This is a genomic window from Microbacterium sp. M1A1_1b, assembly GCF_053345565.1.
Map to the genome: position 1 here is coordinate 13,217 of NZ_JBKFAJ010000008.1, position 25,165 is coordinate 38,381.

19 protein-coding genes and 1 tRNA gene are annotated in these 25,165 nt (G+C 72.6%); 6 read left to right on the top strand and 14 right to left on the bottom strand.

Annotation, left to right across the window (positions count from 1 at the left end; all coding sequences use genetic code 11):
* Window positions 1-8 precede the first annotated feature (8 nt).
* Window positions 9-2,165 (top strand): S9 family peptidase, encoded by a 2,157-nt coding sequence (locus ACLBWP_RS15820; protein WP_447655877.1) that lies wholly within the window; start codon window positions 9-11, stop codon window positions 2,163-2,165.
* 115 nt (window positions 2,166-2,280) lie between these two features.
* Here ACLBWP_RS15820 and ACLBWP_RS15825 read toward each other — a convergent pair whose 3' ends face one another.
* Window positions 2,281-3,810 carry a CYTH and CHAD domain-containing protein gene (locus ACLBWP_RS15825; RefSeq protein ID WP_447655878.1) on the bottom strand — a complete coding sequence of 510 codons (1,530 nt, stop codon included), beginning with the start codon at window positions 3,808-3,810 and terminating at the stop codon, window positions 2,281-2,283.
* Between the two features lie 66 nt (window positions 3,811-3,876).
* Between ACLBWP_RS15825 and ACLBWP_RS15830 the strand changes: the two genes are divergently transcribed.
* Window positions 3,877-4,149, top strand: coding sequence for a mycoredoxin (locus tag ACLBWP_RS15830; RefSeq protein ID WP_243564351.1), 273 nt, complete (start codon window positions 3,877-3,879; stop codon window positions 4,147-4,149).
* A 153-nt stretch (window positions 4,150-4,302) separates the two neighbouring features.
* Here ACLBWP_RS15830 and ACLBWP_RS15835 read toward each other — a convergent pair whose 3' ends face one another.
* The gene (locus ACLBWP_RS15835; RefSeq protein WP_243564350.1) at window positions 4,303-6,429 is read right to left on the bottom strand and encodes a DEAD/DEAH box helicase; all 2,127 of its coding nucleotides are present in this window, start codon (window positions 6,427-6,429) and stop codon (window positions 4,303-4,305) included.
* A gap of 397 nt (window positions 6,430-6,826) precedes the next feature.
* The gene (locus ACLBWP_RS15840) at window positions 6,827-8,071 is read right to left on the bottom strand and encodes an aminoglycoside phosphotransferase family protein (protein ID WP_243564349.1); all 1,245 of its coding nucleotides are present in this window, start codon (window positions 8,069-8,071) and stop codon (window positions 6,827-6,829) included.
* A gap of 80 nt (window positions 8,072-8,151) precedes the next feature.
* On the opposite strand from ACLBWP_RS15840, the gene ACLBWP_RS15845 reads away from it, so the two are divergent.
* On the top strand, window positions 8,152-9,210 hold the full coding sequence (locus tag ACLBWP_RS15845) for an FUSC family protein (protein WP_243564348.1): 1,059 nt from the start codon (window positions 8,152-8,154) through the stop codon (window positions 9,208-9,210).
* A gap of 20 nt (window positions 9,211-9,230) precedes the next feature.
* Here the strand turns inward: ACLBWP_RS15845 and ACLBWP_RS15850 are convergent, their stop codons facing one another.
* Window positions 9,231-9,581, bottom strand: a complete 351-nt coding sequence (locus tag ACLBWP_RS15850) for a hypothetical protein (RefSeq protein ID WP_243564347.1) — start codon at window positions 9,579-9,581, stop codon at window positions 9,231-9,233.
* 203 nt (window positions 9,582-9,784) lie between these two features.
* On the opposite strand from ACLBWP_RS15850, the gene ACLBWP_RS15855 reads away from it, so the two are divergent.
* Both ACLBWP_RS15855 and ACLBWP_RS15860 read left to right on the top strand, forming a co-directional pair.
* Window positions 9,785-10,462: a response regulator transcription factor gene (locus ACLBWP_RS15855; protein WP_243564346.1), complete on the top strand. Its 678-nt coding sequence runs from the start codon at window positions 9,785-9,787 to the stop codon at window positions 10,460-10,462.
* 19 nt (window positions 10,463-10,481) lie between these two features.
* Window positions 10,482-11,921: a sensor histidine kinase gene (locus ACLBWP_RS15860; RefSeq protein ID WP_243564345.1), complete on the top strand. Its 1,440-nt coding sequence runs from the start codon at window positions 10,482-10,484 to the stop codon at window positions 11,919-11,921.
* 24 nt (window positions 11,922-11,945) lie between these two features.
* Here ACLBWP_RS15860 and ACLBWP_RS15865 read toward each other — a convergent pair whose 3' ends face one another.
* From ACLBWP_RS15865 to ACLBWP_RS15900, 8 genes are all read right to left on the bottom strand, one after another.
* Entirely contained in the window at window positions 11,946-15,404 is a 3,459-nt protein-coding gene (locus tag ACLBWP_RS15865; RefSeq protein WP_447655879.1) for an error-prone DNA polymerase, read from the bottom strand.
* A gap of 97 nt (window positions 15,405-15,501) precedes the next feature.
* Window positions 15,502-17,130, bottom strand: coding sequence for a DNA polymerase Y family protein (locus ACLBWP_RS15870; RefSeq protein ID WP_447655880.1), 1,629 nt, complete (start codon window positions 17,128-17,130; stop codon window positions 15,502-15,504).
* Window positions 17,127-17,990, bottom strand: a complete 864-nt coding sequence (locus ACLBWP_RS15875) for a hypothetical protein (protein WP_243564431.1) — start codon at window positions 17,988-17,990, stop codon at window positions 17,127-17,129. The genes ACLBWP_RS15870 and ACLBWP_RS15875 overlap by 4 nt, the downstream gene beginning before the upstream one ends.
* Window positions 17,991-18,059: 69 nt before the next feature.
* Entirely contained in the window at window positions 18,060-19,565 is a 1,506-nt protein-coding gene (locus tag ACLBWP_RS15880; protein ID WP_447655881.1) for an anthranilate synthase component I family protein, read from the bottom strand.
* Window positions 19,544-20,467: an aldose 1-epimerase family protein gene (locus ACLBWP_RS15885; protein WP_447655882.1), complete on the bottom strand. Its 924-nt coding sequence runs from the start codon at window positions 20,465-20,467 to the stop codon at window positions 19,544-19,546. The genes ACLBWP_RS15880 and ACLBWP_RS15885 overlap by 22 nt, the downstream gene beginning before the upstream one ends.
* A 41-nt stretch (window positions 20,468-20,508) precedes the next feature.
* A complete protein-coding gene (locus ACLBWP_RS15890) occupies window positions 20,509-21,486 on the bottom strand; it encodes a 3-oxoacyl-[acyl-carrier-protein] synthase III C-terminal domain-containing protein (protein ID WP_447655883.1) in 978 nt (325 codons plus the stop codon).
* Window positions 21,487-21,505: 19 nt separating this feature from the next.
* Window positions 21,506-22,282, bottom strand: coding sequence for an MBL fold metallo-hydrolase (locus ACLBWP_RS15895; RefSeq protein ID WP_447655884.1), 777 nt, complete (start codon window positions 22,280-22,282; stop codon window positions 21,506-21,508).
* Window positions 22,275-23,243 (bottom strand): NAD-dependent epimerase/dehydratase family protein, encoded by a 969-nt coding sequence (locus ACLBWP_RS15900; protein ID WP_243564423.1) that lies wholly within the window; start codon window positions 23,241-23,243, stop codon window positions 22,275-22,277. The genes ACLBWP_RS15895 and ACLBWP_RS15900 overlap by 8 nt, the downstream gene beginning before the upstream one ends.
* Before the next feature lie 39 nt (window positions 23,244-23,282).
* On the opposite strand from ACLBWP_RS15900, the gene ACLBWP_RS15905 reads away from it, so the two are divergent.
* Entirely contained in the window at window positions 23,283-24,527 is a 1,245-nt protein-coding gene (locus ACLBWP_RS15905) for a glycosyltransferase (protein WP_447655885.1), read from the top strand.
* A gap of 47 nt (window positions 24,528-24,574) precedes the next feature.
* Here the strand turns inward: ACLBWP_RS15905 and ACLBWP_RS15910 are convergent.
* Together ACLBWP_RS15910 and rsfS are read right to left on the bottom strand one after the other, a co-directional pair.
* A tRNA-Ala gene (locus tag ACLBWP_RS15910) sits at window positions 24,575-24,647 on the bottom strand.
* Window positions 24,648-24,745: 98 nt separating this feature from the next.
* Window positions 24,746-25,144: a ribosome silencing factor gene (rsfS, locus tag ACLBWP_RS15915; protein ID WP_243564419.1), complete on the bottom strand. Its 399-nt coding sequence runs from the start codon at window positions 25,142-25,144 to the stop codon at window positions 24,746-24,748.
* Between the last annotated feature and the right edge of the window lie 21 nt (window positions 25,145-25,165).

A 25,165-nucleotide genomic window follows, 5' to 3' on the forward strand; every position in this document is an offset into this window, starting at 1 on the left:
GTGGTCGGGTGAGCGACGAGCACGGATCCACCACCCCGCCGACCGCCGACAAGCGGCCGATCACCCGAACGCACCACGGCATCGACTTCGTGGACGACTACGAGTGGCTCCGCGACAAGGAGTCCCCCGACACGCTGCGGTACCTCGAGGCCGAGAACGCCCACACCGCGGCCTCGACCGACCACCTCGCCGACCTGCGCGAGCGCGTCTTCGCCGAGGTCAAGGGCCGCGTGCAGGAGACCGACCTGTCGGTGCCGGTGCGCATGGGTCACTGGTGGTACTTCACCCGCACGACCGAGGGCAGCCAGTACGGCGTGCAGTGCCGCGCACCGATCACCGGACCGGACGACTGGACGCCGCCGACCCTCGACGAGGACACGACGACCCTGCCCGGCGAACAGGTCGTGCTCGACGGCAACGCCCTGGCCGAGGGACACGACTTCTTCTCCCTGGGTTCCTACGACATCACCGACGACGGCACGCGGCTGGTCTACGGCGTCGACGTGGCGGGCGACGAGCGGTACACGCTGCACGTCCGTGACCTGACCACGGGCGACGACCTGGCCGACGTCGTCGAGAACACCGGTGCCGGTGCCACGTTCGACCCCTCGGGCCGGTACGTGTTCTACCCCACGGTCGACGACTCGTGGCGTCCGGACCGTATCTGGCGGCACACCGTCGGCACGCCCGCGTCGGCCGACGTCGTCGTGTTCGAAGAGCCCGACGACCGCTACTGGGTCGGCGTCGGCGTCACGCGCTCGTCGCAGTACATCGTCATCGAGCTCGGGTCGAAGATCACCTCCGAGGCCTGGATCCTCGACGCGGCCGACCCGACCGGCGACTTCCACGTGGTGTGGCCCCGGCGCGAAGGGGTCGAGTACGAGATCGAGCACGCCATCGTCGGCGGCAGCGACCGGTTGCTCGTCCTGCACAACGACGGTGCCGAGAACTTCGAACTCGTGGACGTCCCCGCGGACGACCCCACGTCCGAGTCCGACCGCCGGGTCGTCGTGGCGCACCACCCCGAGCGCCGCATCGAGTCGGTCGACGCGTTCGCCGGGCACCTGGCGCTGGAGTACCGCGCCCAGGCACTCCCCCGGGTCGCGATCATCCCGATCGACGGTGACGGCTACGGCGAACCCGACGAGGTCCACTTCGACGAGACCCTGTTCTCCGCCGGCCTCGGTGGCAACCCGGAGTGGCACCAGCCCACGCTGCGCATCGGGTTCACCTCGTTCGTCACCCCGTCCGAGGTCAGCGACCTCGACCTGGCGACCGGACACGTCACGGTGCTCAAGCGCCAGCCGGTGCTCGGTGGCTACGACCCGACCGACTACGTGCAGGAGCGCGACTGGGCCACGGCGTCCGACGGCACCCGCGTGCCGATCTCGCTCGTGTGGCGACGCGATGCGGTGGACACCGACACCCCGGCGCCGCTGCACCTGTACGGGTACGGGTCGTACGAGCACTCGATCGACCCGGGGTTCAGCGTGATGCGCCTGTCGCTGCTCGACCGCGGCGTCGTGTTCGCGGTCGCGCACGTCCGGGGCGGCGGCGAACTCGGACGGCACTGGTACGAGAACGGCAAGACCCTCACCAAGAAGAACACCTTCACGGACTTCGTCGCCGTCGCCGACCACCTCATCGCGACGGGCCGCACGAGCGCCGACCGCCTGGTCGCCGAGGGCGGCAGCGCGGGCGGACTCCTGATGGGCGCGGTGGCGAACATCGCCCCCGACCGGTTCGCGGGCATCCTGGCCGCCGTGCCGTTCGTCGACGCGCTGACCAGCATCCTCGACCCCGACCTGCCGCTCACCGTGATCGAGTGGGACGAGTGGGGTGACCCGCTGCACGACGCCGAGGTCTACCGCTACATGAGCGAGTACACGCCGTACGAGAACGTCCGCGACGACGTGCAGTACCCGGCGATCCTGGCGGTCACCTCGATCAACGACACCCGCGTGCTGTACGTCGAGCCCGCCAAGTGGACCGCGAAGCTGCGCGAGGTCGGGGCGCCGGTGCTGCTGAAGACCGAGATGTCCGCGGGCCACGGCGGTGTCAGCGGGCGCTACGCGTCCTGGCGCGAGCGCGCGTTCGAGATCGCGTGGATCCTCGACACCCTGGGCCTGGCCGAGGACTCCCCCGCCGCCGCGCCCGCCGCCTGACGCGTCGCTGGACGCAACGCCTGGCGCATCGAGGGAGCAGCAATCGTCGGGTGGTCCACACGGACCCGACGACTCCTGCTCCCTCGACCGCGCACGGCGCGCACGCGCGACGCGCTCACACGCGGTTGAGTGCGTGCACCGCCTCGTCGTAGGACTCCTCGGCCAGCCGCACGCGGTCCCCGGCCAGCACGCCGTACGCGAACGTGCTCTCGCCGGCGCGCTCGGCGATGCCCGACAGCGTCCGCAGTGCGTCGAGCGCCCAGAGCGACCGCACCCGCTCCGTCAGCACCTCGGCCGCGGTGCCGATCCGCTTCCACAGTGCGTGCGGGAAGGCGTCGTCGCCCAGCACGTCCATCGCGAGCCGGGCGCTCATCGTCCCCTGCCAGGCGAGCTCGGTGGCGGCGCGGTCGGCTGCCTCGCGTGCGGCTGCGGTGTCCGAGGTGTCGTCGGCCATCGCGTCGCGCACGAGTTCGCGCACCTCGGGCTTCACCGTCGCGGTGACGTCCTGAGCGACCTTCTTCGGCGACCGCAACGACCACGGGGTCGGTGTCGGCCGCTCGACCGCGTCGTCGAGGGCGTCGAGCAGTTCCAGGAACGGTTCGCCGTGCAGCGCGGTCACGACGTCGCGGACCGCTTCGTCGCGGCGCTCGCGGGTCGCCGCCAGGATCCGCTCCCGCGTCATCGCGTCGACCAGCTCGTCCTGCGCGGGGCTGCTCGCACGCGGCAGCCGCTCGACCAGGTGGTCGGCCAGTGCGGCGCGCGCGGTGACCTCCGCCAGGTCCTCGGCGCCGGCAGCTGCGCGGTCGAAGACGTCCCCGTCGGGGAAGGCCGGACGGTACGTCTGCAGGATCGCGGCGAGTTCGAGGGTGGTGGCGGCCGTCTCGCGCAGCTCGGCGTCCTCGCCGGACCGCAGCCGGGCCTCCTGGACGAGCAGCGCGGAGCGCAGCTTTCTGAGCCGCTTGGTGATGACGCGGGCGGTCGTGCCCTTGTCGGGCTTGTCGGCGGTCTGGAGGCGCGGTGCCGGTGCGCCGGCCAGCCCGCGTGCCAGCTTGGATGCGACGGCGGCGGGGCCGGCCCCGACGGCCTGGAACCGGCCGTCCAGCGATCCGAGGAACTCGTGCGCGATCTGCGGGTCGACGCCCGAGACGGTCTCGACCTCGACCTCACGCCAGGTGCGCGGGTCGGCCGGCGCGTCGGCGTCCAGCCGCTGGGCACTGACGCGGTCGTCGGCGAGCTCGGCGATCTGGTCGCCGTCCTCGTCGAGCAGGCGGGTGACGGTGCGCGTGGTGGTGATCCGCACGACGGGCTGCAGGCCCCGTCCGCGGCGCTCGGTGAACAGGGCCGCCAGGACCTCCACCGGCACGGTGTCCGCGTCGTCGGTGAGGGGGAAGTGCTGCTCGTGCCGGACGGTGTCGGACTCGGCGCGCTTGATGTGCCACCCGGCGTCGTGGCCACCCGTGCGACGACGGACGGTCACACGGGCGGCGACCAGGTCGTACCGCGCGGTGTCCCAGTAGGTCGCGTCGAGTTCGAAGGGTTCCTGGTGGTCGACCTGCAGGATGCCACCGACCCCGATCAGGTCCGGCAGGTCGGCAGTGTCGGGCAGGTCGTACGTGCGCTCGATCTCGAGGTGCGTCTGGGTCACACGTCCCTGTCTACCAGGGCGCACCGGTGGACCGGACCGCTCAGACGCCGGGGTTAGCCTGAGGGGATGAGCGAGACGATCTCCCGCGACGCGTTCGTGCCCCAGGCCGGCGGCGTCACGATGTTCACGACCACCTGGTGCGGCTACTGCAAGCGCCTGAAGAGCCAGATGTCCAAGGCCGGCGTGCCCTTCACCGAGGTCGACATCGAGCAGACCCCCGGCACGGCCGAGCTGGTCGCCGAGGTCAACGGCGGCAACCAGACCGTGCCGACGCTGGTGTTCCCCGACGGCAGCACCGCGACGAATCCGTCCCTGGCCGAGGTGCAGTCCCGCATCTGAGGCCGGTGCGGCACCGCAGCCGGCTTCGCGCCCGGCCAGCCCTGGGATCGCACCCCTGTACGAACATCGCGCCCCGTGGAGACGGGGCGCGATGTTCGTTGCGGGGTGCGACGCTCGCCGGGGTCGGCGTGCGGCAGGTGCGTGCCGCGGGTCTCAGCCCTCGAGAGCGTCGGTGAGCAGGGCCGCCATCGCGTCGAGCTGGATGTCACCCGAGTCGACCAGTTCCTCGTCGGAGCCGTCGAGCGCCCGCGCGGCCAGCCCCGCCTTGGAGTCGATGAGCTCGGCGATCTTGGTGTCGATCGTCTGGGCGGCGATGATCCGCCACGCGGTGACCGGCTCTGCCTGCCCGATGCGGTGCACGCGGTCGATCGCCTGGGTCTGTTCGGCGCTCGTCCACGACAGCTCGGCCAGCACCACGTTCGACGCGACCTGCAGGTTCAGCCCGACACCGGCGGCGGTGAGCGAGCAGACGATCACGGCGACGTCCGGGTCGTTCACGAACGCGTCGATCTGGGCCGTGCGCTGCGTGGGCGTCTGGTCACCGCGGATCGTGGCGGTCCGCAGGCCCCGGCGGGCGAAGACCTCTTCGGCCTGGTCCATCACGTCGAGGTGCTTGGCGAAGAACACGACCTTGCCGACGTTCGAGGCCAGCTGCGCCGCGTAGTCCGCCGCCAGCTGCGCCTTGGCACGGCCGATGCGCCGCACCATCGAGAACACGTTCTCGCCGGTGGACGATGCGTCCTGGTCCTCGAGCTCCCAGCGGGCGACCTGGCGGACCAACTTGTGGTCGATGCCCTCGACCGGCGCCTGACCGGTCCGGGCGTCGAGCGCCTGGTGGTAGCGCTGGACGAGCTTGGCGGTGAGTTCGCGTTCGGCGTCGCGGATCGAGCGGCCCTCGTCGCCGTCGAGCTCGACCGGGATGTCGGCGATGCGCCGCGCGGGGATGTCGGCCGCGACGTCGACCTTGCGGCGCCGGACGATGCCGAGGTCGATCACGGCACGACGAGCCTCGGAGAAGAACCCCTGGTCTGCCGGGGTCAGCCCGATGTCCTCGAGCTCGTTCATGAGCTTGGCACGGGGCTTCTTGTCGTCGATCCAGCCGAGGTACTCCCAGATCGTGCGGAAGTCCTCGACGGAGTTGATCAGCGGGGTGCCGGTCAGCGCCATCATCAGGGGCGCAGCCGTCCGAGCGCGGATCGCCTCGGCCAGCTGCAGCACGAACTTCGAACGCTGCGAGTCCTTGTTCTTGATGAAGTGCGCCTCGTCGACGACCATCCCCTTGAACCCGAACGCGCTGAGCCAGCCGACGTGCCGGTCGAGGATCTCGTAGTTCACGATCACGACGTCGGCGAAGCCGTCCAGGTCGTCGCCGTCCCCGTGGATGACGGTCGCCTGACGGTTCGGCACCCAACGGGCTGCTTCACGCGCCCAGTTCGTCTTGACCACGTTCGGCACGACGACCAGCAGCGGGTACGCCCCGGCTGCCTCGGCCGCCAGCAGCGACTGCGCGGTCTTGCCGAGGCCCGGCTCGTCAGCGAGCAGGAACGTGCGGTGACCCTCGGCCACCGCGGCGACGAGCTCGGCCTGGTGCTTCATGAGGTTGGTGCCGGAGAGCGTGCCGAGCGGACCCGGGTCGGGCAGGTCCATCGACGCCGCGCCACCACCCGCGCCGTACTCGAACGACTTGAAGAGCGGACCGAACAGCTCCCAGTTCGCCAGGCGTCGCGGGTGCGCGACGGGCTGGTCGGCCAGGGCGAAGTCCGGCGGCAGGAACGGGTTGGCGAGCTGGCGCTGCACCACGGCCTGCGGGACGACGGCACGCTCCTGCGCGGTGGACGCCGGCGCCGGCTCGGCCGCGATGACCAGGTCCTCGGGCTGCATCTCGACGCCGCCCGCGATCATCATGTCGCGCTTGACCGTCCGGGTGGCCTCGGAGACCGAGGCTTCTTCGGTGAGCAGCTGGATCACGCTGGTGTCCCGCGCTGCCGTCTTCGCCAGGATCGTCGCCACGCCGTCGAGCCGCTTCATCTGCTCGGCGCGCTGCGCGTCGGTCAGTGTGGCGTCCGCCTTGACCCGCGCACGTTCCTCGCGCATGAGCAGGGCGACCGCCTGGAACTTCGTGCGGTTCGTCGTCTTCAGCGGTCCGCGCTGCGCGGCTGCCTCGACCTCGCGCACCGCGCGGGCGAGCACCGGGATGACGCCGTCGTTGTCGAGCGGCCGGGTCCGGCGCGACGCGGTCCGCGTCCCACCGGCTGCACGCCGCGTGCCTGATCGAGCCAAGGCTCCTCCTGTTCCGCCCCGCGACCGGGGCGAGCCGCCCGACCGGGCGGAAGTCTCGTCGATGCGTCCGTCGCACCGATGCCGGCGACGGGCCAGGGTGGCCCGCCGATCCCCACGACGTCTGTGCGACCGATCCCATCGAGGGCGCCGGGTGACGTCCTGCCGATGCGACGGTCTGCGCGGAGGGATCCGGCGCCGTCGCACGCACGCGAGGCTGCAGGGCTGGTCGCCCCGGGCGTTCGCGGACCCGGTGCCCACGTCAACCACGTGGTCGACTCGTTGCGCCAGAGGACGACGCGACGCGCGGGCACGCGGTGCGTGCGCGGTCAGTTTACTCCCGGACCACCCGTCCAGGCGACTCCGCGATCCCCGCGCGCGTCGGCGCGGGGGACGGGCGTCAGCGCTGCGGTGCGGACCGCGGGCGGCTGGCCGGGTCGGACGGGAGGAGCGGGGCCGGTACCGCGAGCGCCGCACGCGTCGCCGCCAGCAGCTGTTCCGCGGTGGCGATCCCGTTCGCGGAGCCCGTGGTGGCCTGGCCGCCGGCGTGCGCCAGCAGCTGTGCGCCGATGGCCGGCCCCAGGCGTTCAGCCTCGATCGGGTTGCGCGCCGCCCAGTCGCGGGCGATGCCGTCGGCCAGGCGCTCCGCTGCCGCGCCGCGGTCTGCGTCGCCGCGCGAACGGTGCCACAGCCCGGTGACGACCAGGTGTGCGACCACGGCACCGATGTCCCGGACGGCGTAGCCCCAGCCCGCCGTGTCGATGTCGAGCAACCCGGAGATCCGCCACGGCTCGGCCTCGTCGACGAAGACCTGCTCGAGGTGCAGGTCGCCGTGCACGACCTGTTTCGTCGCCGCGGCCCAGCCGATCGAGCGACGGCCGATCGCGTCGTAGAGCTCGTCGATCTGCTGCGCGTCCTGGGGCAGCGCGGACACCAGGGTGCGGCGGTGCCAGTCGGCGTGGTCCATCGCGTCGGCACGGGCCTGCTGCGTCATCGGCACCGTCGCGATCCGCCCGGTCAGCGCGGCGAGCGACGCGACGAACCGCGGGTCGTCGGCGATGTCGAGGATGCGACTGCCCGCCGGCACGCCGCGGATGCGCTCGAGGACGAGCAGTCCGTCCCCGCGGCTCGACAGCACGCGCGGCACGGGGAGCCCAGCGGCGACGAACTGCTCGTGGGTCCGCACGATCGGCGCGACCCGGTGTGGCCGGACGACCTTCAGGAAGAGCGTTCCCTCGGGCGCGTCGACCCGCACGACGGCGCGCTTGCCCGGGCGGTAGGCCGCGACGGTCAGGGTCGGGTTCGTCACCGGCATGCCGAGGGTCGTCAGGAGTTCGGCGACGGCGTCACGGTAGGTGACCTGCGGCAGGACGGGCAGTCCCGGGTCGTTCGGGTACGCCCACACCGACACCGGCTCGTTGGTGGCGGGATCGGTGACGAGCGCACTGTTCTGGTCGTGGTTGCCGCCGGTGTCGACGTAGGTCAGGACCGTGGCGCGCTGACCGGCCCGGTCGACGGTGTCGACCTCGTAGCCGTACAGGTAGCCGTTGCCCGACGGCTCGACCGAGTGGGCCCGCGCGGCCACGACGGACGTCCCGGAGCCGACGAAGGCCTCCGGGATGACGCGCTCGTGATTCGGCCACACGGGATCAGTCAACCGTGTCGGCACCGTTTCGTCGCGTTCGTGCACGGCTCGGCGTGCGGACCGTGGCTAGCGTTGGGGTCGTGAACCCGGTCGCGCGCCTCCGCAGCTCGAAGCGCACACCCCTGCTGCAGGTCGTCAAGACCGCCGTCGCCGTGGTCGCGGCCGTCCTGCTCTGCCGCCTGCTGATCCAGGGACCGTTCCCGACCTTCGCGGCCATCGCGGCGCTGCTCGTCGTGCAGCCGAGCATCAACCAGTCGTTCGTGAAGGGCCTCGAGCGGAGCGCCGGCGTGGTCCTCGGGGTCGTGCTCGCGACCGGGTTGCACTTCCTGCTCGGGGACTCGGTGTGGGTCGTGCTGCTCGTCATCGTGCTCGCGATCACCATCGCCTGGGCACTGCGCCTGACGCCGACCTCGGCCACCCAGGTCGGCATCAGCGGCATGCTCGTGCTGACGGCCGGCGTGGTGACGCCGAACTACTCGGCCGACCGGGTGCTCGAGACCGTGCTCGGCGCCGCGGTGGCCCTGGTCGTCAACGCCGCCATCGTGCCGCCGGTGCTGCTGCGCCCGGGGCACCTGGCGGTCGCTCGGCTGGCCCGGGACACCGCGGTCGCGTTCGAACGGGTGGCGATCGGCCTGACCGAGGGGTGGGACCACGACCGGTGGCACGAGGCGCTGCTCCGGGCGCGGGCGCTCCGCCAGCAGCACGCGCAGGCCGAGGCGTCGCTGGGGTCGGCGCAGGAGTCGCTGACGATGAACCCGCGGGGTGGCCGGCTGCGGACGGTCCTGGAACGGGACGTGGTCGTCGCCGAACACCTGCGGGTCCTGGTGACCCGCGTCACGGGCATGACCCGGGCGATCCGGGACAACACCGCCCCCGACCTGCGTGACGACCCGATGGTGGGACGCATCGCGACCGAGGTGGCGCGCATCGGCGCCGACCTGCGGGCGCTCGGGGCACAGGTCGAGACGACGGAGCTCGCCGTGACCCAGGACCTGCACGTGGGCGACGACCCGCACGAACCGGCCCTGACGGCGCCGCTCGCGGTGGTGCGACCGAACTCGCGGCACTGGATCCTGATCGGCGCGCTGCTCGAGGACATCCGCCGCGTGCGCGAGGAGCTGCTCGGCGAGGACGACTGAGCTCTGGCGGCGGGCCGGCGCTACCGCCGGGCGCCGGTGACCGGGGCGGGGTCGTGGGCGGCAGCCATGGCGGCGACCGACGCCATGTCGACGATCTCGCCCCAGATCGCGCACGTGGGCCGTTCCGCGTCGGTCGCGTCCACGTCGATGTCGGCGAACCGTCGGATCTCGGCGACCACCGCCTGGTGTCCGGCCTCGTGGGCTGCTCGACCCGCCATGTCCGGCACCGCACCACGCAGCTCGGCGATGATCCGCGCGCGCAGGTCGTCGTCGACCTCGGCGAGGGTGCGCATGCTCTTCCATGCGGCGTCGAGTTCGACGCGGAGGCGGGCGATGGCCGGGTGGTCGGCGCGTTCGGGTCGGTCGATCATGGGTCCCCCAGAGACAGGACGTTCTGTCGGGTACAGCGTCCACCGCGGAGCTTACCAAGCACTCAGGGACCGCTCATGTCCCTCGATCGCGGGCCACCGGGCCCGTCTGCACGGGTCCGACTGTGACGAGATTCAGTCAGGATGCTCGTGGGAACGCCACGAACGTGCGGTTCGATGCCAGAGTGGGTCCCAGGAGGTCCACTATGCGGTTGTTGGTGGTCGAGGACGACGACGAGATGCGCGCCCTCATGGAACGCGGGCTCGCTGCCGAGGGGTACCGCGTCACGGCGGTCGAGAACGGTGTCGAGGCGCTCATCGCGCTCGGCGAGCAGGCGTTCGACCTGGCGGTGGTCGACGTCATGATGCCCGGCATGTCCGGGTTCGAACTGGCTCGACGGATCCGCGAACGCGAGGACCCCGTGCGGATCCTCCTGGTGACCGCGCGCGACGCCGTCGACGACCGGGTGTTCGGTCTCGACGCCGGTGCCGACGACTACCTCACGAAGCCCTTCGCGTTCGCCGAACTGACCGCCCGGCTCCGGGCACTCGGGCGACGCGAGGCCACCGGCGCCCCGCGCACGATCGAGGTCGGCGACGTCTCCATCGACTCCGAGGCCCGCCGGGTCTCGATCCAGGGCCAGCGCGTGGCCGTCAGCCCGACCGAGTTCGCGCTGCTCCGACTGCTCGCCCGCTCCGTCGGCACAGTCGTCGACCGGCCCAAGATCCTCGAAGAGGTCTGGGACGGGTCGCAGCACGTCGACCCGAACGTCGTCGAGCAGTACATCTCGTACCTGCGCAAGAAGCTGACGTCGCACGAGGCAACCGTCGCCATCGCCACCGTGCGCGGCCGGGGCTACCGCCTCGACCTGCTCGGTTCCTGACCCGCAGACCGCACTCCCGATGCGTCTGATCAGGCCGCTCGGCCTGCTGTCCCTCCGGTCGCGGATCACGATCGGCTCGACCGCCATCGCGGCCGTCGTGATCGTGCTGCTCGTCCTGGTCATGCGGTTCCAGGTCGTGAGCGTGGTCGCGTCCGCCACGCACACCCTGCTCGACGCCGACGCCGACCCGTACGTCGCCACGCTCGAGGTGGACAGCGACCCCGCACTGTCCTCGCCCGGCAACGCCCAGCTGGTCGCCGTGGTCTCACCGACCGGCGAGATCAAGCTCTCGACGATGCCAAGCCGGGTCGAACGCGCGCTCGGCAGCCTGCGGTCGACCGAAGCCGGTACATCCGTGATCGACGTCTCCGGGTCCGAGTACCGCGTGGTCGTCGAGCACCCGGTGAACGGTGCCGGCCGGTGGACCGTCGTGGCGGCCCGCAACTCGCAGGCCGAGGCCCTGGTCGTCGACGACCTGACCACCACCCTGTCGATCACCGGCCTCGCCATCCTTGTGGCGTTCGGCATCGCATCGTGGGTGCTCGCGACCGCGGCACTGCGCCCCGTGAACCGGATGCGCCGCGAGGCCGAGCGGCTGTCGGTCGCCCCGGAACGGGCCGAACTGCCCGTCGGTCCGGCGCAGGACGAGCTCGCCTCGCTGGCGACCACCCTCAACGCGTTCCTGGCCCGCACACGGCAGGCGACCGAGCGCGAACGCCAGATGGTGTCCGACGCGTCCCACGAGCTGCGCACCCCGCTGGCGATCCTGACGACCCAGCTCGACCTGGCGTCGCTCGACGCCGACGACGCCCAGGCGCTCGCCGGCCACATCGAGCGGGCGAAGAACAACGTCGCCCGCCTGTCCCGCCTGGCGAACGACCTGTTGACGCTGTCCCGCATCGAGGAGTCCGAGCGGCGCTCCGAGGACGGCGACCAACGCCCGCTGACCGCCTGGTCAGACCTGGGCGACGAGGTGATGGCCGCCGTCGACCGGGTCCGTCTCATCGCGAGCACGAAGGACGTCACCGTCGACTTCGACCTCGAGGCACCCGAGTCCGGTGCCACCGAGCCGCACTACCACCTGGACACCGGCGGGATGGCGCAGCTCGTCACGAACATCGCCGGGAACGCCGTGGCGGCGCTCCCCCGCGGCGGCGGCATCCTGGTGACCTGGCGGACGGACGGCGACGTGGGCGAGCTGCAGGTCACCGACGACGGCCCCGGCGTCCCCGAGACCTTCGTGCCCGTCGCCTTCGACCGGTTCACCCGACCCGACGAGGCACGCAAGTCCCGCCCGGCACCCGACCCGGCGACCGGCGTGATCCCGCTGCCGGGTGGCTCGGGTCTGGGGCTGGCGATCGTGCGTGCGGTGGCCGAGCGTGCCGGCGGGACCGCGTCGCTGCGGAACGTGCGGTCGGGGGGCCTCGAGGTCACGATCCGCGTGCCGGCGGCGCACTGAGCACGCTGGACGACCCTGCGGCGGTCACTGGAAGTCGCGGGACCGTGTCCGCACGGACAGCGACAACCGCTCGATGCGGTCGGCGACCACGTTGACCACGCCCTCGGGTGAGCGCTCGAGGATCCCCCGCACCACCACGGCCGGCGACTCGCGCGCCACCCGCCGGTAGCGTCCCCACACCCCGACGCTGCAGATCACGTTCACCAGACCGGTCTCGTCCTCGACGTTGAGGAACGTGATCCCCGACGCCGTCGCCGGACGCTGCCGGTGGGTCACGATCCCGCCGACCTCGATCCGCCGACCGGTTTCTGCCGCTGCCAGGTCCGCCACGCTGAGCACCTTCCCGACGGACAGGCGCTGGCGGACGTGGGACACGGGGTGGTCGTCGGTGGTCATGCCCGTCGACCACATGTCGGCGATCAGGACGTCGCCGCTCGTCATCTGTCCGAACAACGGCGGCTGCACGACGACCTGGGTGTCGGGCAGCTGGTCGGGGCGTTCGGCTGCCGCCTGTGCCGCGGACCACATGCCCCCGCGGCGGTCGACACCGAACGGCGCGAACGCGTCCGCTGCCGCCAGGGCCTCGAGCTGCGCGGTGGTCAGTCCGACCCGGCGCGCCAGGTCGGACATGTCCGTGAAGGGACCGTTCGTGTCGCGCTCCGCGACGATGCGTTCCGCGGTGCGTCGACCGAGCGAGGCCACCTCGACCAGCCCGAGCCGCACTGCCGACCCGCCGTCCCGCCGGTGCCGGGCCGTGTCGTCGGGCCGCGTCCTGTCGAAGGGCAACACCGGCGGCTGCTCGGTCTGCAGACAGGCATCGTCCCCGAGTCCGTTGGCGGTCCCGCTGGGACCCTGCCCGTCGTCCCCGGACCCGGCAGTACCCTCGATCGGCTCGAGCGTGGCGTCGACCCCGGACCGCAGGATGTCCGGCCGGAGCACCTGCACCCCGTGCCGTCGGGCGTCGGCGACCAGCGTCTGCGGCGAGTAGAAGCCCATCGGCTGCGCCCGGAGCAGGGCGGCCAGGAATGCGCCCGGGTAGTGCAGCCGCATCCACGCGCTGGCGTAGACGATCAGGGCGAAGCTGATCGAGTGGCTCTCGGCGAAGCCGAAGTTCGCGAACGCCTGGATCTTCGCGTAGATCGCGTCGGCGTCCGCCCCGTGGATGCCGTTGTCCGCCATGCCCGCGTAGAGCTTGTCGCGCAGCCGGTCGATCTTCTCGTGCCCACGTTTGGACCCCATCGCCCGCCGCAGCAGGTCGGCGTCGTCCCCCGAGCAGTTGCCGACCGCGATGGCCATCTGCATGAGCTGCTCTTGGAACAGCGGCACGCCCAGGGTCCGTTCCAGCACCGGTTCGAGCGACGGGTGCATGTAGGTGATGGGTTCTTCGCCGGTGCGGCGACGGATGTACGGGTGTACGGCGCCACCCTGGATCGGCCCGGGACGCACCAGTGCCACCTCGATCACCAGGTCGTAGAACCGCCTGGGCAGCAGCCGGGGCAGCGTGCCCATCTGCGCGCGGGACTCGACCTGGAAGACCCCGATCGTGTCCGCCCGGCACAACTGGTCGTAGACGCCCTGCTCCTCTTTCGGGATGGAGTGCATCTCCCAGCGCTCCCCGCAGTGTTCTGCCGCCAGGTCGAACGAGTACTGCAGCGCCGCGAGCATGCCGAGCCCGAGCATGTCGAACTTCACGAGCCCCATGTAGGCGCAGTCGTCCTTGTCCCACTGCAGCACCGTGCGGCCGTCCATCCGTGCGTGCTCGATCGGCACGACCTCGCCGACGGGGCGGTCGGTCAGCACCATGCCGCCCGAGTGGATGCCGAGGTGCCGTGGGAACCCGAGGACGTCGCTGGCCAGCCCGACGACCGCTGGTGGGATGTCGTGGTCCTGGCTCTCGGTGATCGATCCCCACCGCTCGACCTGCTTCGACCAGGCGTCCTGCTGACCGGGGCTGTGGCCGAGCGCCTTCGCCATGTCGCGGACGGCCCCCTTCGGCCGGTAGGTGATCACGTTCGCCACCTGGGCCGCGTTGTACCGGCCGTACTTGTCGTAGACGTACTGGATCACCTCTTCGCGCCGGTCGGAGTCGAAGTCGACGTCGATGTCGGGCTCTTCGTCACGCATGGCCGACAGGAACCGTTCGAAGGGCAGGCCGTACCGGATCGAGTCCACCGCGGTGATCTCCAGCAGGTAGCAGACGGCCGAGTTCGCCGCCGAGCCACGCCCCTGGCACAGGATGCCGCGACCCCGGGCGAACTGCACCATGTCCCGCACGATCAGGAAGTACCCGGGGAAGTTCTTGTCCTCGATCACGGCCAGCTCGCGCTCGATGCGTGCCCGCTTGTGCGGATCGACCCCGTCGGCGCTGCCCGGGTAGAACCGCCTGGCGCCGGTCCAGGTGAGCTCGCGCAACCACGACATCGCGGTGTGCCCGTCGGGGACGTCCAGGTCGGGCAGCCCGGGCTTGACCGTCTTCAGCTGGAACCCGATCTCGTCCGCGATCCGCACGGTGTTCTCGATCGCACCCGGGTACCGCGCGAACCGTCGGGTCATCTCGACGCCGGACCGCAGGTGCGCCGTGTCGGCCGCCGGCAACCAGCCGTCGAGCTCGTCGAGGCTGCGGCGCGCCCGGACCGCGGCGAGCGCCGTCGCCACCGGGAAGCGGTCCGGCGTGGCGTAGTGGACGTTGCCCGTCGCCACGAGCGGCAGCGCGTGCCGAGCGGCGAGCGTGGCGAGCAGGTCGTTCCTGGCGCTGTCGAGTGGGTCGCCGTGGTCGAGCAGCTCGACCACGACGTTGCCGGTGCCGAACCGGTCGAGCAGCGCCCGCAGTGCGGTGTCGGCCGCCGACTCGCCACCCTGTTCGAGCGCCTGGCGCACGGTGCCCTTCCGGCACCCCGTGAGCACCCGCCAGTGTCCGTCGCTCCGTGCGGCCAGGTCGTCGAGGTCGTACCGCGGCCGTCCCTTCTCGGACCCGGCGGCCAGGTGTGCGCTCGTGATCGCTCCCGCCAGCCGGTGGTAGCCGTCCTGCCCGTCGGCGAGCAGCAGCAGGTGCGAGCCCTCGGGGTCGGGCACGCCGTTCTGCGGCGCCGTCAACCCGAGTGAGAGCTCGGTGCCGTAGACGGTGCCGACGGTCGGGTACGCCTCGGCGACCTCGGCCATCCGGGCGGCACCGTACAGGCCGTCGTGGTCGGTCAACGCCAGGGCGTGCAGGCGCAGGCGGGCGGCTTCCTCGAAGAGGTGCTCGGGCTGGCTGGCGCCGTCGAGGAAGCTGAAGGTCGAGTGCGCGTGCAGTTCGGCGTACGGCACCGCGGGCGGCCCGTCCGTGCCGTCCGGCACCGGTGTCTGGGGCGCGTAGGGCTCACGCTTGCGCGACCACGCCGGGCTGTCGCCGCCGTCGCCGTCGTGCGAGGACCCGGGGCTCCGCTTGTCGGACAGGGCGCGCTCGAACGCCGACCACGGGATCGGCGGGTTGCTGTAGCCCATCAGGCCCCCCTCGTCATCGTCACCGCAGGCGGTGCGCCCGTCACCGCACGCATCGTCACCGCACGCGGCGCACTCGTCATCACACGCATCGTCGTCGTCACGTCGCGATCGCCTCGGCCCACCAGCGGTGGTCCGCCAGCACGAGGTACCAGGCGCGACCCTCGGCGTCGACGAGCTGCAGCCGGTGCAGCCGCCGCCCACCGGCTTCCCACCAGCGCACGACGAGCGGCCACGGTCCGGCCCACGCCGTCACCGCCGCGAAGCCCCCACCGCGGTCGCCCTCGGCACGGAAACGACCGGGGACGCCCGACAGGACGCCGCGCTCGTCGACGTCGACGCTGGTGCCGTCCACCGCGACCACGTCGACCGGACGCGGTCGTTCGAGCACCGTGGCGGGTGGTGGCCCCGGCAGCTTGCCGGGCCAGGGCCGGTCGCGCACGGTCGCCAGGGCGCGCTCGCCACCGGGCGGGGCATCGCCCCACGGCACCAGGACGATGCGTTCGGACAGGGTGCGCCCGCCGCCGACCCGGGGGCTGACCACGCCGTCGTGCCCGACCATGCCCTGGATGCGGGCGAGGCCGTGGTGCACGCGCTCGTCCGGTCCGGAGCCCCAGAGCCCGCTCTCGTGGTTCGCCATGTCGTCGACGGCCACGGGTTCGAGCACGACCGAGGTCACCGGGGCTTCGAGCCCGGTCGGGTCGACACCACCCGCCAGCTGCCAGCGCACCCGGTCGACCACGTCGGCGGCGTCGAACCAGCGGGGGTGCGCCCACGTGCGCTCGAGCAGGATGTCCCGCTCGTCGACGATGCCGACACGGATGGTGGTGGCCACGAGCCCCGCGGCCCGGAGTCGCGTCGCGAAGTCGTCCGCCGACCGCCGGAACGCGAACGCGATCTGGTCGGCGCGGTCGAGCGGGGGCTCGAACGCGGCTTCCACCCGGAGCTCGGGCGGGACCGCGCGCGCAGCGATCTCGCGCGGGTCGCGCCCGGCTGCCAACCGGTGCAGGAACGCCCCGGGCACGCCGAACCGGTCGCGGACCTGCTCGTCGCTGAGCGCCGCGAACTGCCCCAGGGTGACGATGCCCAGCCGGTCGAGCACGGTCGCCAGCTCCGGGTCGCCGAGCACGCCGAGGGGCAGCGCCGCCAGGAACTCGGCCGAGGCCGCAACGGGCACGATCCGCACCCGCTCCCCCGGGCGCACCGGACGGGCATGGGCGGCCTGTTCTGCCGCGAACGGGGTGTCCGCCACCCCGGCTCGGACCATCGGGGCGCCGTGGTCGGCCGCGATGCCCGCCAGGGTCGACGCGGCGGCTCGTTCACCGCCGTAGTAGCGCGCCGGCCCCCGGGAGCGCAGCGCGAGGGTGCCGGGGCGGACCACCTCGACGCCGGGCACTGCGGCTTCGACCGCGCGGATGACCGGTTCGAACGCGCGGTGGTCGAGAGCGTCGTCGTAGGGCTGCACGACGAGTCCGGGACAGCGTGCCTGGGCTTCGCGGATCCGGATGCCCCGGACGACGCCCTGCTGCCGTGCGCTCGCGGAGCTGGCGAAGACCAGGCCCTTCGCCACCACGGCGAAGGGCTGCTCGGGCGGACACCCGGCGGCCCGGGCGGCAGCGATGACGGGCCAGTCCGGGCACCAGAGCACGATGGTCCGGGTGGGTGGCGGTTCGGGGAGGGCACCGCCGCGGGCGATCGCGTCGGCGCGGACTCGCCCCCGGGCGATCACGACGCCACCGCCACGGGCCGCAGTTCCCGCGCGTCGACGTGGTCGACAGCGGACCCGCCGCCCGGCAGCGCCACGGGTGCCGAGGTCACCGCGCGCACGGTGCCGTCGGCCGCCGGCAGCAGCAGCTCGGCGCTGGTCGGACGCCCGGCACCGGCCCGCCCGGTCGCCGTCACGGTGGCACGCCGCTCGGTCAGGTGGCCGTGCCCCTGTCCGATCCCGTTCCACGTCGACGCGGTGACCCGGAGCGTGACGTCGGCCCCCGGCCACGAGCCGAGCGCGACGAGGGCGCCACCACGCTGCCGCAGCCGCGCGGACAGCCGTGCGACGTCACCGGGCACGACCCGGCCGAGCGGGCGGGTCAGGACGATCTGGGCGACGTCGGCCATCGCGGCCGTCACCGCCAGCCACTGGTCGCCCGGATCGGGGACCAGGACGAGCCGCTCGAGGTCGATGCCGGCGGCCGCGGCGGCTTCGACCCCGAAGGACGGCACACCGACGACCGCACACCACGCCCCCGACGCCGAGGCCGCCTGCAGCATGGTGATGGCGAGCAGCACCGACTCGGGCACCGCGTACGTGCCCCCGACGCGGATCGCGCCGCCGGGCAGCAGCGACTCGAGCGCCGGAGCGGTGGGCAGCCCGGCCGTGTCGACGCGGGTGGACTCCATGTCGGAGACCCGCGAGCGCAACGACGTGATGCGGTCGAGCGCCGCCCGGGCATCCCCCAGGGGGTCGCTCCCCCGCGCTGCACCGGCACGGGCACGGGCCGCCGCGCCGCGCTCGGGAGCACCGCGCCCGACCCGTTCCGAGTCGGGCGACCGGAGTGCCGCCGCTGTCTGCATGCCCTCATATTCGAACATGTGTTCGATGATGTCAACCGCGTCCGACATCCGTGGACAACGTTGATCGAACACGCATTCGATCGACGGTCACCAGTGCGCGACGGCCCCCAGGCTGCCGAGCACCGAGCGGGTCTTGGTCTCGACCTCGGTGGCTTCGTCGGCGGCGACCGACGACCACGTCACCGCCCCACCGGCCCCGAGCGTCCGCGAGACGGCCGCCCCAGCAGGACCGACCACCGTCACCAGTGTGCGGATCACCACCGACAGGTCGACCGCGCCGCTCGCCGAGAAGTACCCGATCGCCCCCGAGTACACCCCGCGCGGCGCACCCTCGAGCCGGTCGGCGATCCGCATCGCACTGGTCTTCGGTGCCCCCGTCATCGACCCCGGCGGGAACGCCGCCCGCACGACGTCGGCGCGCGAGGTCCCCGCCGGCAGCCGGGCACCGATCGTCGAGACCATCTGGTGCACACTGGCGTACGTCTCGACGTCGCACAGCCGGTCGACGTGCACCGACCCCGGCAGCGCCGTGCGCAACAGGTCGTTCCGCATCAGGTCGACGATCATCACGTTCTCGGCGCGGTCCTTGACGCTCACCGCCAGCTCGGCGCGGACCGCCGCGTCCGCCGTCGGGTCCGCCACCCGACGCCGGGTCCCCTTGATCGGTTCGGCCAGCACCGCCCCGTCCGCCGCGACCCGCAGGAACCGCTCCGGCGAGCGGCTGGCCACGCGCAGCGGGCCGAGCCGCAGGTACGCACCGAACGGCACCGGGTCCGCCGCGCGCATCCGCAGGTACTCGTCGAGCTGCGGGTCCCCACCGGGGCCGAGCCGGGCCTCCAGGCCGGGTGCCGGCAGGGCGAAGGCGGTCGTCAGGCACACCTGGAACGCGTTGCCGTCGCGGATCTCGGCGCGGCACGCGTCGACCGAGCGTTCGTGGGTGGCGCGCGTCACGCGACCGGTCGCCGCCACCCCGGACGGGAGGCCCGTGGCCCGGTCCGCCCCGCCGAGCACGGCTCCGGATGCGGTCACCGACGCGAGCCACGCCCGGTTCGCCGCCGTCGCCGCCGGTTCCGCGTCGCTCACCAGGGCGAGCGCCCACGCGGCACCGTCGTCGCGGACCACGACCGCACGGTCCACGAACCACAGCTCGGCATCGGGGTGTGCGGCAGCGGTCCGGTCCGCTCCGCCGGACTCACGGCCGAGCTCGTACCCCAGGAACCCGACCCACCCGAGCGCGAAGCCGAACCCGGGGAACGGCTCGTCGAGGGTGGGCGTGCACTCCAGCAGGTCGGCGAGCACCGCGAAGGCCGGACGGTCCTCGGAACGGGTCGGACCGAACCAGGTCGTGGCAGCCGACGGCACGTCGAGCACCGCGCGACGTCCGTGGTGCCGGAACCGCGTGGCGAACGGGCCGTCGCACGGTGCCAGGACGGACCAGCGCGCACGGTCCCGCGCACCCGGCGGCGCCCCTGCGGGCAACGCCGAGTCGAGCCAGACGAACGGGCCACGCTGCCCGACGGCGAGCGCCTCGAGATCGACCGTGTCCAGCCGGCGCGACGCGATCCGCGGGGTCAGACCGCCTGGATCGTCCACGAGGCGGGGTGCGAGGCGCCGGGCTCGAGCACGACGAGCCCACGGTCGGGGCCGGCGTTGAAGGCGTCCGGCGCGCAGGTCATCGGTTCGACGGCCAGCCCGACGCGGTGGTACTCGGGCACCACGTGGTCGGCCGTGTGCACCTGCGCCCACGGGCAGTCCGTGCCGAAGAGCATGCGCACGCCGTGGCTGTCCGCTGCCGTCAGCGTGATCGTCGCGGCGCCCTGGGCGTCGCGGTGGAAACCCGTGAAGGCGTGGTCGATGAACCGGGAGCCGATCGGCGTCGGGGTGCGCAGGTCGAACTCGTCGTGCACGGGGACCAGGTCGGTCGGCACCAGACGGTCGGGCGTGACCTCGAGCACATGGGACGCGGGCAGCGTCAGCGTCCAGTCGTCGACCGTGCCGGGTCCCGCGACCAGGTAGGGGTGCGGGCCGGTCCCCCACGGTGCCGGACGGTCGCCGGTGTTCGTGCCGGTGACCGTCGTGTGCAGCCCGTCGGCGTCGATCCGGTACTCGACCCGGACCACGACGCGGAACGGGTACCCCTCTTGTGCCGGCACGGTCGTCGTGAGCACGACGCGGTCGGCGGCGACGGACTCGACGTCGAAGTCGGTCCACGCGGCGAGCCCGTGCAGCGCGTGCGAGCGCTTCGGTTCGGTGAGTGCGAGCTCGTGGTCCTGGCCGTCGAACGTGTAGCGGCCGTCGACGACCCGGTTCGGCCACGGGGCGAGCACCGCGCCGCGGAACGCAGGGCGCACCTGGTCGGCGTCGAAGGGCACGACCAGGTCGCGGTCGTGGTGCTGCAGGGAGCGGAGTGTGGCCCCGACGGTCGCGATCCGGGCGGTGGAGCCGGCGGCGGAGATGGTCAGCTGGGTGCCGGACAGCGGGGCGTCGGTGCTCATGCGCTCAGCGTAGCGGCGCGACCGGGCCGGCAGGTTGCACGTCACAGGCGCAGGGCGAGCGCGTTCGCGGTCAGGCCCGCCGCCGTGCCGCACAGCAGCACGGTGTCGCCCCGGCGCACCCGGCCGTCGTCCAGACACCGCGCCAGCGTGTAGGGCACCGAGGCGGAGACCATGTTGCCGTACTCCGCGACCGCGTCGACGTACGAGCCGTCAGGGATGCCGACCCGGCGCATCGCGATCCCGAGTGCGCCGCTCGCCTGGTGCGGCACGACCAGGTCCAGGTCCTCGACACCGATCCCGGCCGCGGTGAAGAACCGCTCGAAGAACTCGGGCAGGACCCGCAGCATGCCCATGAGCGCACGACGGCCGTGCATGTCGAAGCGGTAGTCGGCCGGGTCGCCGTCGGCGTAGTCCTGCGCCGGGTGCAGCGACAGCCCGCCCCGGAGCTCGGTGTCGTGCGCGTGGGCGGGCCAGGTCTGCTGCAGGCTCGCCAGGATCCCGGGGCCGGTGGCTCGGTCGTCGCCCAGGCCGTCCGTGGTCGTGGTGTCGCCACGGGTCACCACGACGGCGGCCGCGGCGTCCGAGAACAGCTCGTAGGACTCCCGCTCTGCCGGGTCGAGGAATCGAGACCCGACGTCGCCGGACACGATCAGGATGCGCTCGTACGTGCCGTCGGCCAGGTACCGCGACGCGATGTCGAGCGCGGTGATGAAGCTCGTGCAGGTCGAGTTGACGTCGAAGGCCGCGGCGCGGGCCCCGGGTGCGACGCGCTCCATCACCAGGGCCGCCGTGCACGGGATCGGCTGGACGCCGGCAGCGCACGCTGCGATCACGCAGTCGACGTCGTCCGGCTGCACACCCGCGCGACGGATGGCCCGGTCGGCTGCTGCGGCCAGCATGTCGAGTTGCGACACGTCGTCCGCGACCCGGTACCGCGTGACGGTTCCGGAGCGGGTGGTGAACGTCACGGCGTCATCGGGCAGGTACGTGCCCCAGCCGTCGATGCGACAGGTCTTCATGGTCCCCCAGGTGGTGTGGTCACGGTGCGAGCAGGTCGACATCGGTCGGGTGCGGGTCGTGGCTGAACAGCAGACGGACGCCGGAGCGCTCGGCATCGAGCAACGCCTGGGCCGTGCGCGCCTGCGCGTCGGCGTCGTGTGCGACGGCTCGGGGCACCGCGCGGATCCGGTGTTCCTGGCCCAGCAGGTCCCGCCCCCAGGCGGCGTCCCCCGCCAGCAGCACCCGGTCCTCCACCAGGGCACCGACGTGACCGTCGGCGTGCCCGGGCAGGTCCACGAGCAGCCAGGACCCGTCGTCGAACAGGTCGACGGTGCCCAGGCCGAGCGGTCCGGCACGGAACGCGGACCGTGGGACGACCTGCACGGACCCTGGACGTGGCGTCGTCGGCAGCAGCAGCCCGCGGAACACCCCGTCCCGGATCCGTGGGCCGTGCATCGCTCGGCGCACCGCCTCGGTGACCACCAGGGTCGCGTCGGGGAACGACCGCAGCCCACCCACGTGGTCCGGATGCAGGTGCGACAGCACCACGTGCGTGATCGTCGCCGGGTCGACCTGGGCGGCGATCGTCGACCCCGGCGGCACGTCCGGTGGCAGCAGTCGGCGGTACGCCCAGCCCGCAGCACCGGTCTTCCACGGGTGCGCGGCGTAGCCGGTGTCGAAGAGCACCCGGCGGACACCCGACTCGTACAGGAACACGCCCGCGGGGAAGACCCGTCGCTCGCGGGCCGCGCCGCGCAGCAGCTGGTGCATGCCGTGCGAGGTCGTCCCGCACGCGAACGCGCGGAGGCTACCCACGGCGGTGCTCCGCGTACCGCGCCAGGCTCGCGTCGAGCGTGACGGCGGGCGTGTAGCCGAGCACCTCGCGCGCACGGGTGATGTCGAGCGTCTGCGAGTGGGTGATGGTCGACACCGTGTAGCGGGTGACCGGTGGCTCGGGGCGTCCCGGTAGCACACCGCACACGGCTTCCAGGGCAGCGGCGACCCCGTACACGACACCGGCGGGCAGCGGGCGGTGCCGCAGCGGCAGCCCCAGACCGGTCAGCAGCTGGTCCAGCAGCGCGACGAAGGGCCGCGGGTCGCCGTTCGTGACGTTGAACGCCAGACCCCGCGCCGCGGGCACCTCGACCGCCAGCCGGACGGCGAGGGCCACGTTCTCGACCGCCGTCAGGTCGACGAGCCCCCGACCGCCGTGCAGCAACGGGACCCCGACACGCTCGTGCACCCGCAGCAGTCGCGGCACGAGCGACGGGTCTCCGACACCGATGATCCCGCGTGGGCGCAGGACCACGGTCTCCGGACCGGTCGCGGCGCGGAGCAGGGCCTCGGCGTGCAGCTTCGACCGGATGTAGTGGTTCATCGGACGGCTCGGGTCCACCTCGTGCTCGCGGATGGCCAGCCGGTCTCGCGGTGCGGCGTAGATGCCCGGGGACGAGATGTGCACCAGGCGACGAGCGCCGACACGGCGTGCGTAGGCCAGCACCCGTGCCGTCCCGGTGACGTTCGCGTGGTCGAACTCCGCCCACCGACCCCACGGGGAGGACAGAGCAGCGCAGTGCACCACCACGTCGACGGCACCGGTGTCCGACACGTCGGCACGTCCCAGTGCGTCGAGGTCCCCGACGAAGGTCGGACCCTCGGGCAGCGCCTCGGCCCGGCGTCCGGAAGCGACGACGTCGTACCCGTGCGTCCGGAGGTCACGGACGACGTACCCGCCGAGGAACCCGCTCGCGCCCGTGACGAGTACCCGTTCCCCCATGCCGACGATCCTAGGGGGCGGTCCCCTAGGCTCCGACTCGTGCGGATCGCCCTGGTCACCGACTACTACCTGCCGACCCTCGGCGGTGTGCAGACCGCGGTTCGTGCGCTTGCCGACGGCTTGCGGGGTGCCGGACACGACGTGACCGTGTTCTGTCCCCTCGCGACGACGTCCGCGGACCCCGGGGTGGTCGGCCTGCCGGTGTCGCCGGTGTTCCGCCCCGACGGCTACCCGTTCGCGTGGCCGCCCGCCCGGCTGCGGTCGGTACTCCGCCGCGAGTTCACCGCGCGCGGGATCGACGTGGTGCACACGCACTCGGAGATGTTCGCGGCGCTGGGTGGGGTCCGCGCCGCCGACGAGCTCGGCCTGCCCGTCGTGCACACCATGCACGGTCGCATCGACGTCTACACGCAGCACGTGCTGCCGTTCCCTGCCATCACGACCGCCCTGCTGGCGCGCCTGCACGCCGGACAGGTGAGCCACGCCGGTCTCACCGTGGCGGCGGACACCGACGACACCGCGACGCACGCTGCCCGACGGATGTGGCGCGTGATGCTCGCCCAGTCGCGGGCGAGTGATCACGTCTTCGTGCCGTCCGCGCACTTCGCACGCAGGCTCGTCGACCGTGGTGTCCGCACCCCCGTGTCGGTGGTGTCCAACGGGCTCGAGTCGTCCGTGCTCGCTGCCGTCGGTCAGGGGCACGAGCGTGTGCTGCACGCGGCGGACACCCTGCGGATCCTGTGGGTCGGACGGCTGTCACCGGAGAAGCGTCCCGAGGTGCTCGTCGACGCCGCCCACCGCTTCCCCACCGGTGTCGAGGTCCACGTGTACGGCGACGGGGTCGCACGGTCGGTGGTGCGCCGCGCCGCCCGGGGCGCACCGGTCGTCCTGCACGGGGCGGTGGCGCACGACCAGGTCCTCGACGCGATGCGCGACGCGCACCTGCTGGTCTCGAGCTCTTCCGGCTTCGACAACCAGCCGATGGTGATGCTCGAGGCGATCGCCTCGGGGCTGCCCGTCGTGCACACTGACCCGGACCTGACCGAGGTCGTGCCCGACGGTGGCGGCTTCTGCACGCCGACGCCCGATGCCGACGGTCTCGCGGCGGTGATCCGCGGTCTGCGAGCCGACCCAGCGCTGATCACGACCGCCAGTCGTGCGATGGTCGCCGCGCGAGGGCGGGTGGAGCAGCAGACGCGGACGATGGTGGACGTCTACGAGCGCGTGGTGCGCGAGCGTCGCGACCGAGGAGCGGCCGGCCGGGGAACGAGGAAGCCCCGCTGATCGGTGATCAGCGGGGCTTCGCGGCGTTCGCAGTGAACCTGTTCGGGTGGATCTGAGGGGACTCGAACCCCTGACCCCCTGCATGCCATGCAGGTGCGCTACCAGCTGCGCCACAGACCCAATTCGTTGCCCCTGGTCTCCCGGAGGCACCAGTGAAGCGTACACCATCGTGGACCCGGGGAAGGAAATCGGCCCCGTACCCCGGGCGCGTCGGCGACCTAGGCGGACTGCTCGGCGCCAGCGTCCGCGGTGACGTCGGAGCCGACGTGCAGCGGGATGGTCGGGCAGTCCGACCAGAGGCGCTCGAGCGAGTAGTACTGACGGTCTTCTTCGTGGAAGACGTGCACGACGACGTCACCGAAGTCGATGAGGACCCACCGGCCTTCGCTCCGCCCTTCACGACGGAGCGTCTTGGCACCGGACTGCAGCATCCGGTCCTCGACCTCGTCCGCGATCGCCATCACGTTGCGCTCGTTGCGCCCCGTGGCGAGCAGGAACACGTCGGTGAGCTGCAGCGGCCCCGTGACGTCGAGTGCGACGAGGTCGTCGGCCTGCTTGGCGTCGGCCGCGCCAGCGGCGACCTGCGTGAGTTCCAGTGCGCGAGGAGAGGCGGTCACGGAGTCCTTCCGGTTGTCGCC

Coding starts and splice junctions, on each gene's coding strand:
- ACLBWP_RS15830 (WP_243564351.1), top strand. CDS start 3,877: ATGAGCGAGACGATCTCCCGCGACGCGTTCGTGCCCCAGGCCGGCGGC.
- ACLBWP_RS15865 (WP_447655879.1), bottom strand. CDS start 15,404: ATGGGCTACAGCAACCCGCCGATCCCGTGGTCGGCGTTCGAGCGCGCC.
- ACLBWP_RS15900 (WP_243564423.1), bottom strand. CDS start 23,243: ATGGGGGAACGGGTACTCGTCACGGGCGCGAGCGGGTTCCTCGGCGGG.
- ACLBWP_RS15890 (WP_447655883.1), bottom strand. CDS start 21,486: ATGAAGACCTGTCGCATCGACGGCTGGGGCACGTACCTGCCCGATGAC.
- ACLBWP_RS15885 (WP_447655882.1), bottom strand. CDS start 20,467: ATGAGCACCGACGCCCCGCTGTCCGGCACCCAGCTGACCATCTCCGCC.
- ACLBWP_RS15875 (WP_243564431.1), bottom strand. CDS start 17,990: ATGTTCGAATATGAGGGCATGCAGACAGCGGCGGCACTCCGGTCGCCC.
- ACLBWP_RS15855 (WP_243564346.1), top strand. CDS start 9,785: ATGCGGTTGTTGGTGGTCGAGGACGACGACGAGATGCGCGCCCTCATG.
- ACLBWP_RS15860 (WP_243564345.1), top strand. CDS start 10,482: ATGCGTCTGATCAGGCCGCTCGGCCTGCTGTCCCTCCGGTCGCGGATC.
- ACLBWP_RS15850 (WP_243564347.1), bottom strand. CDS start 9,581: ATGATCGACCGACCCGAACGCGCCGACCACCCGGCCATCGCCCGCCTC.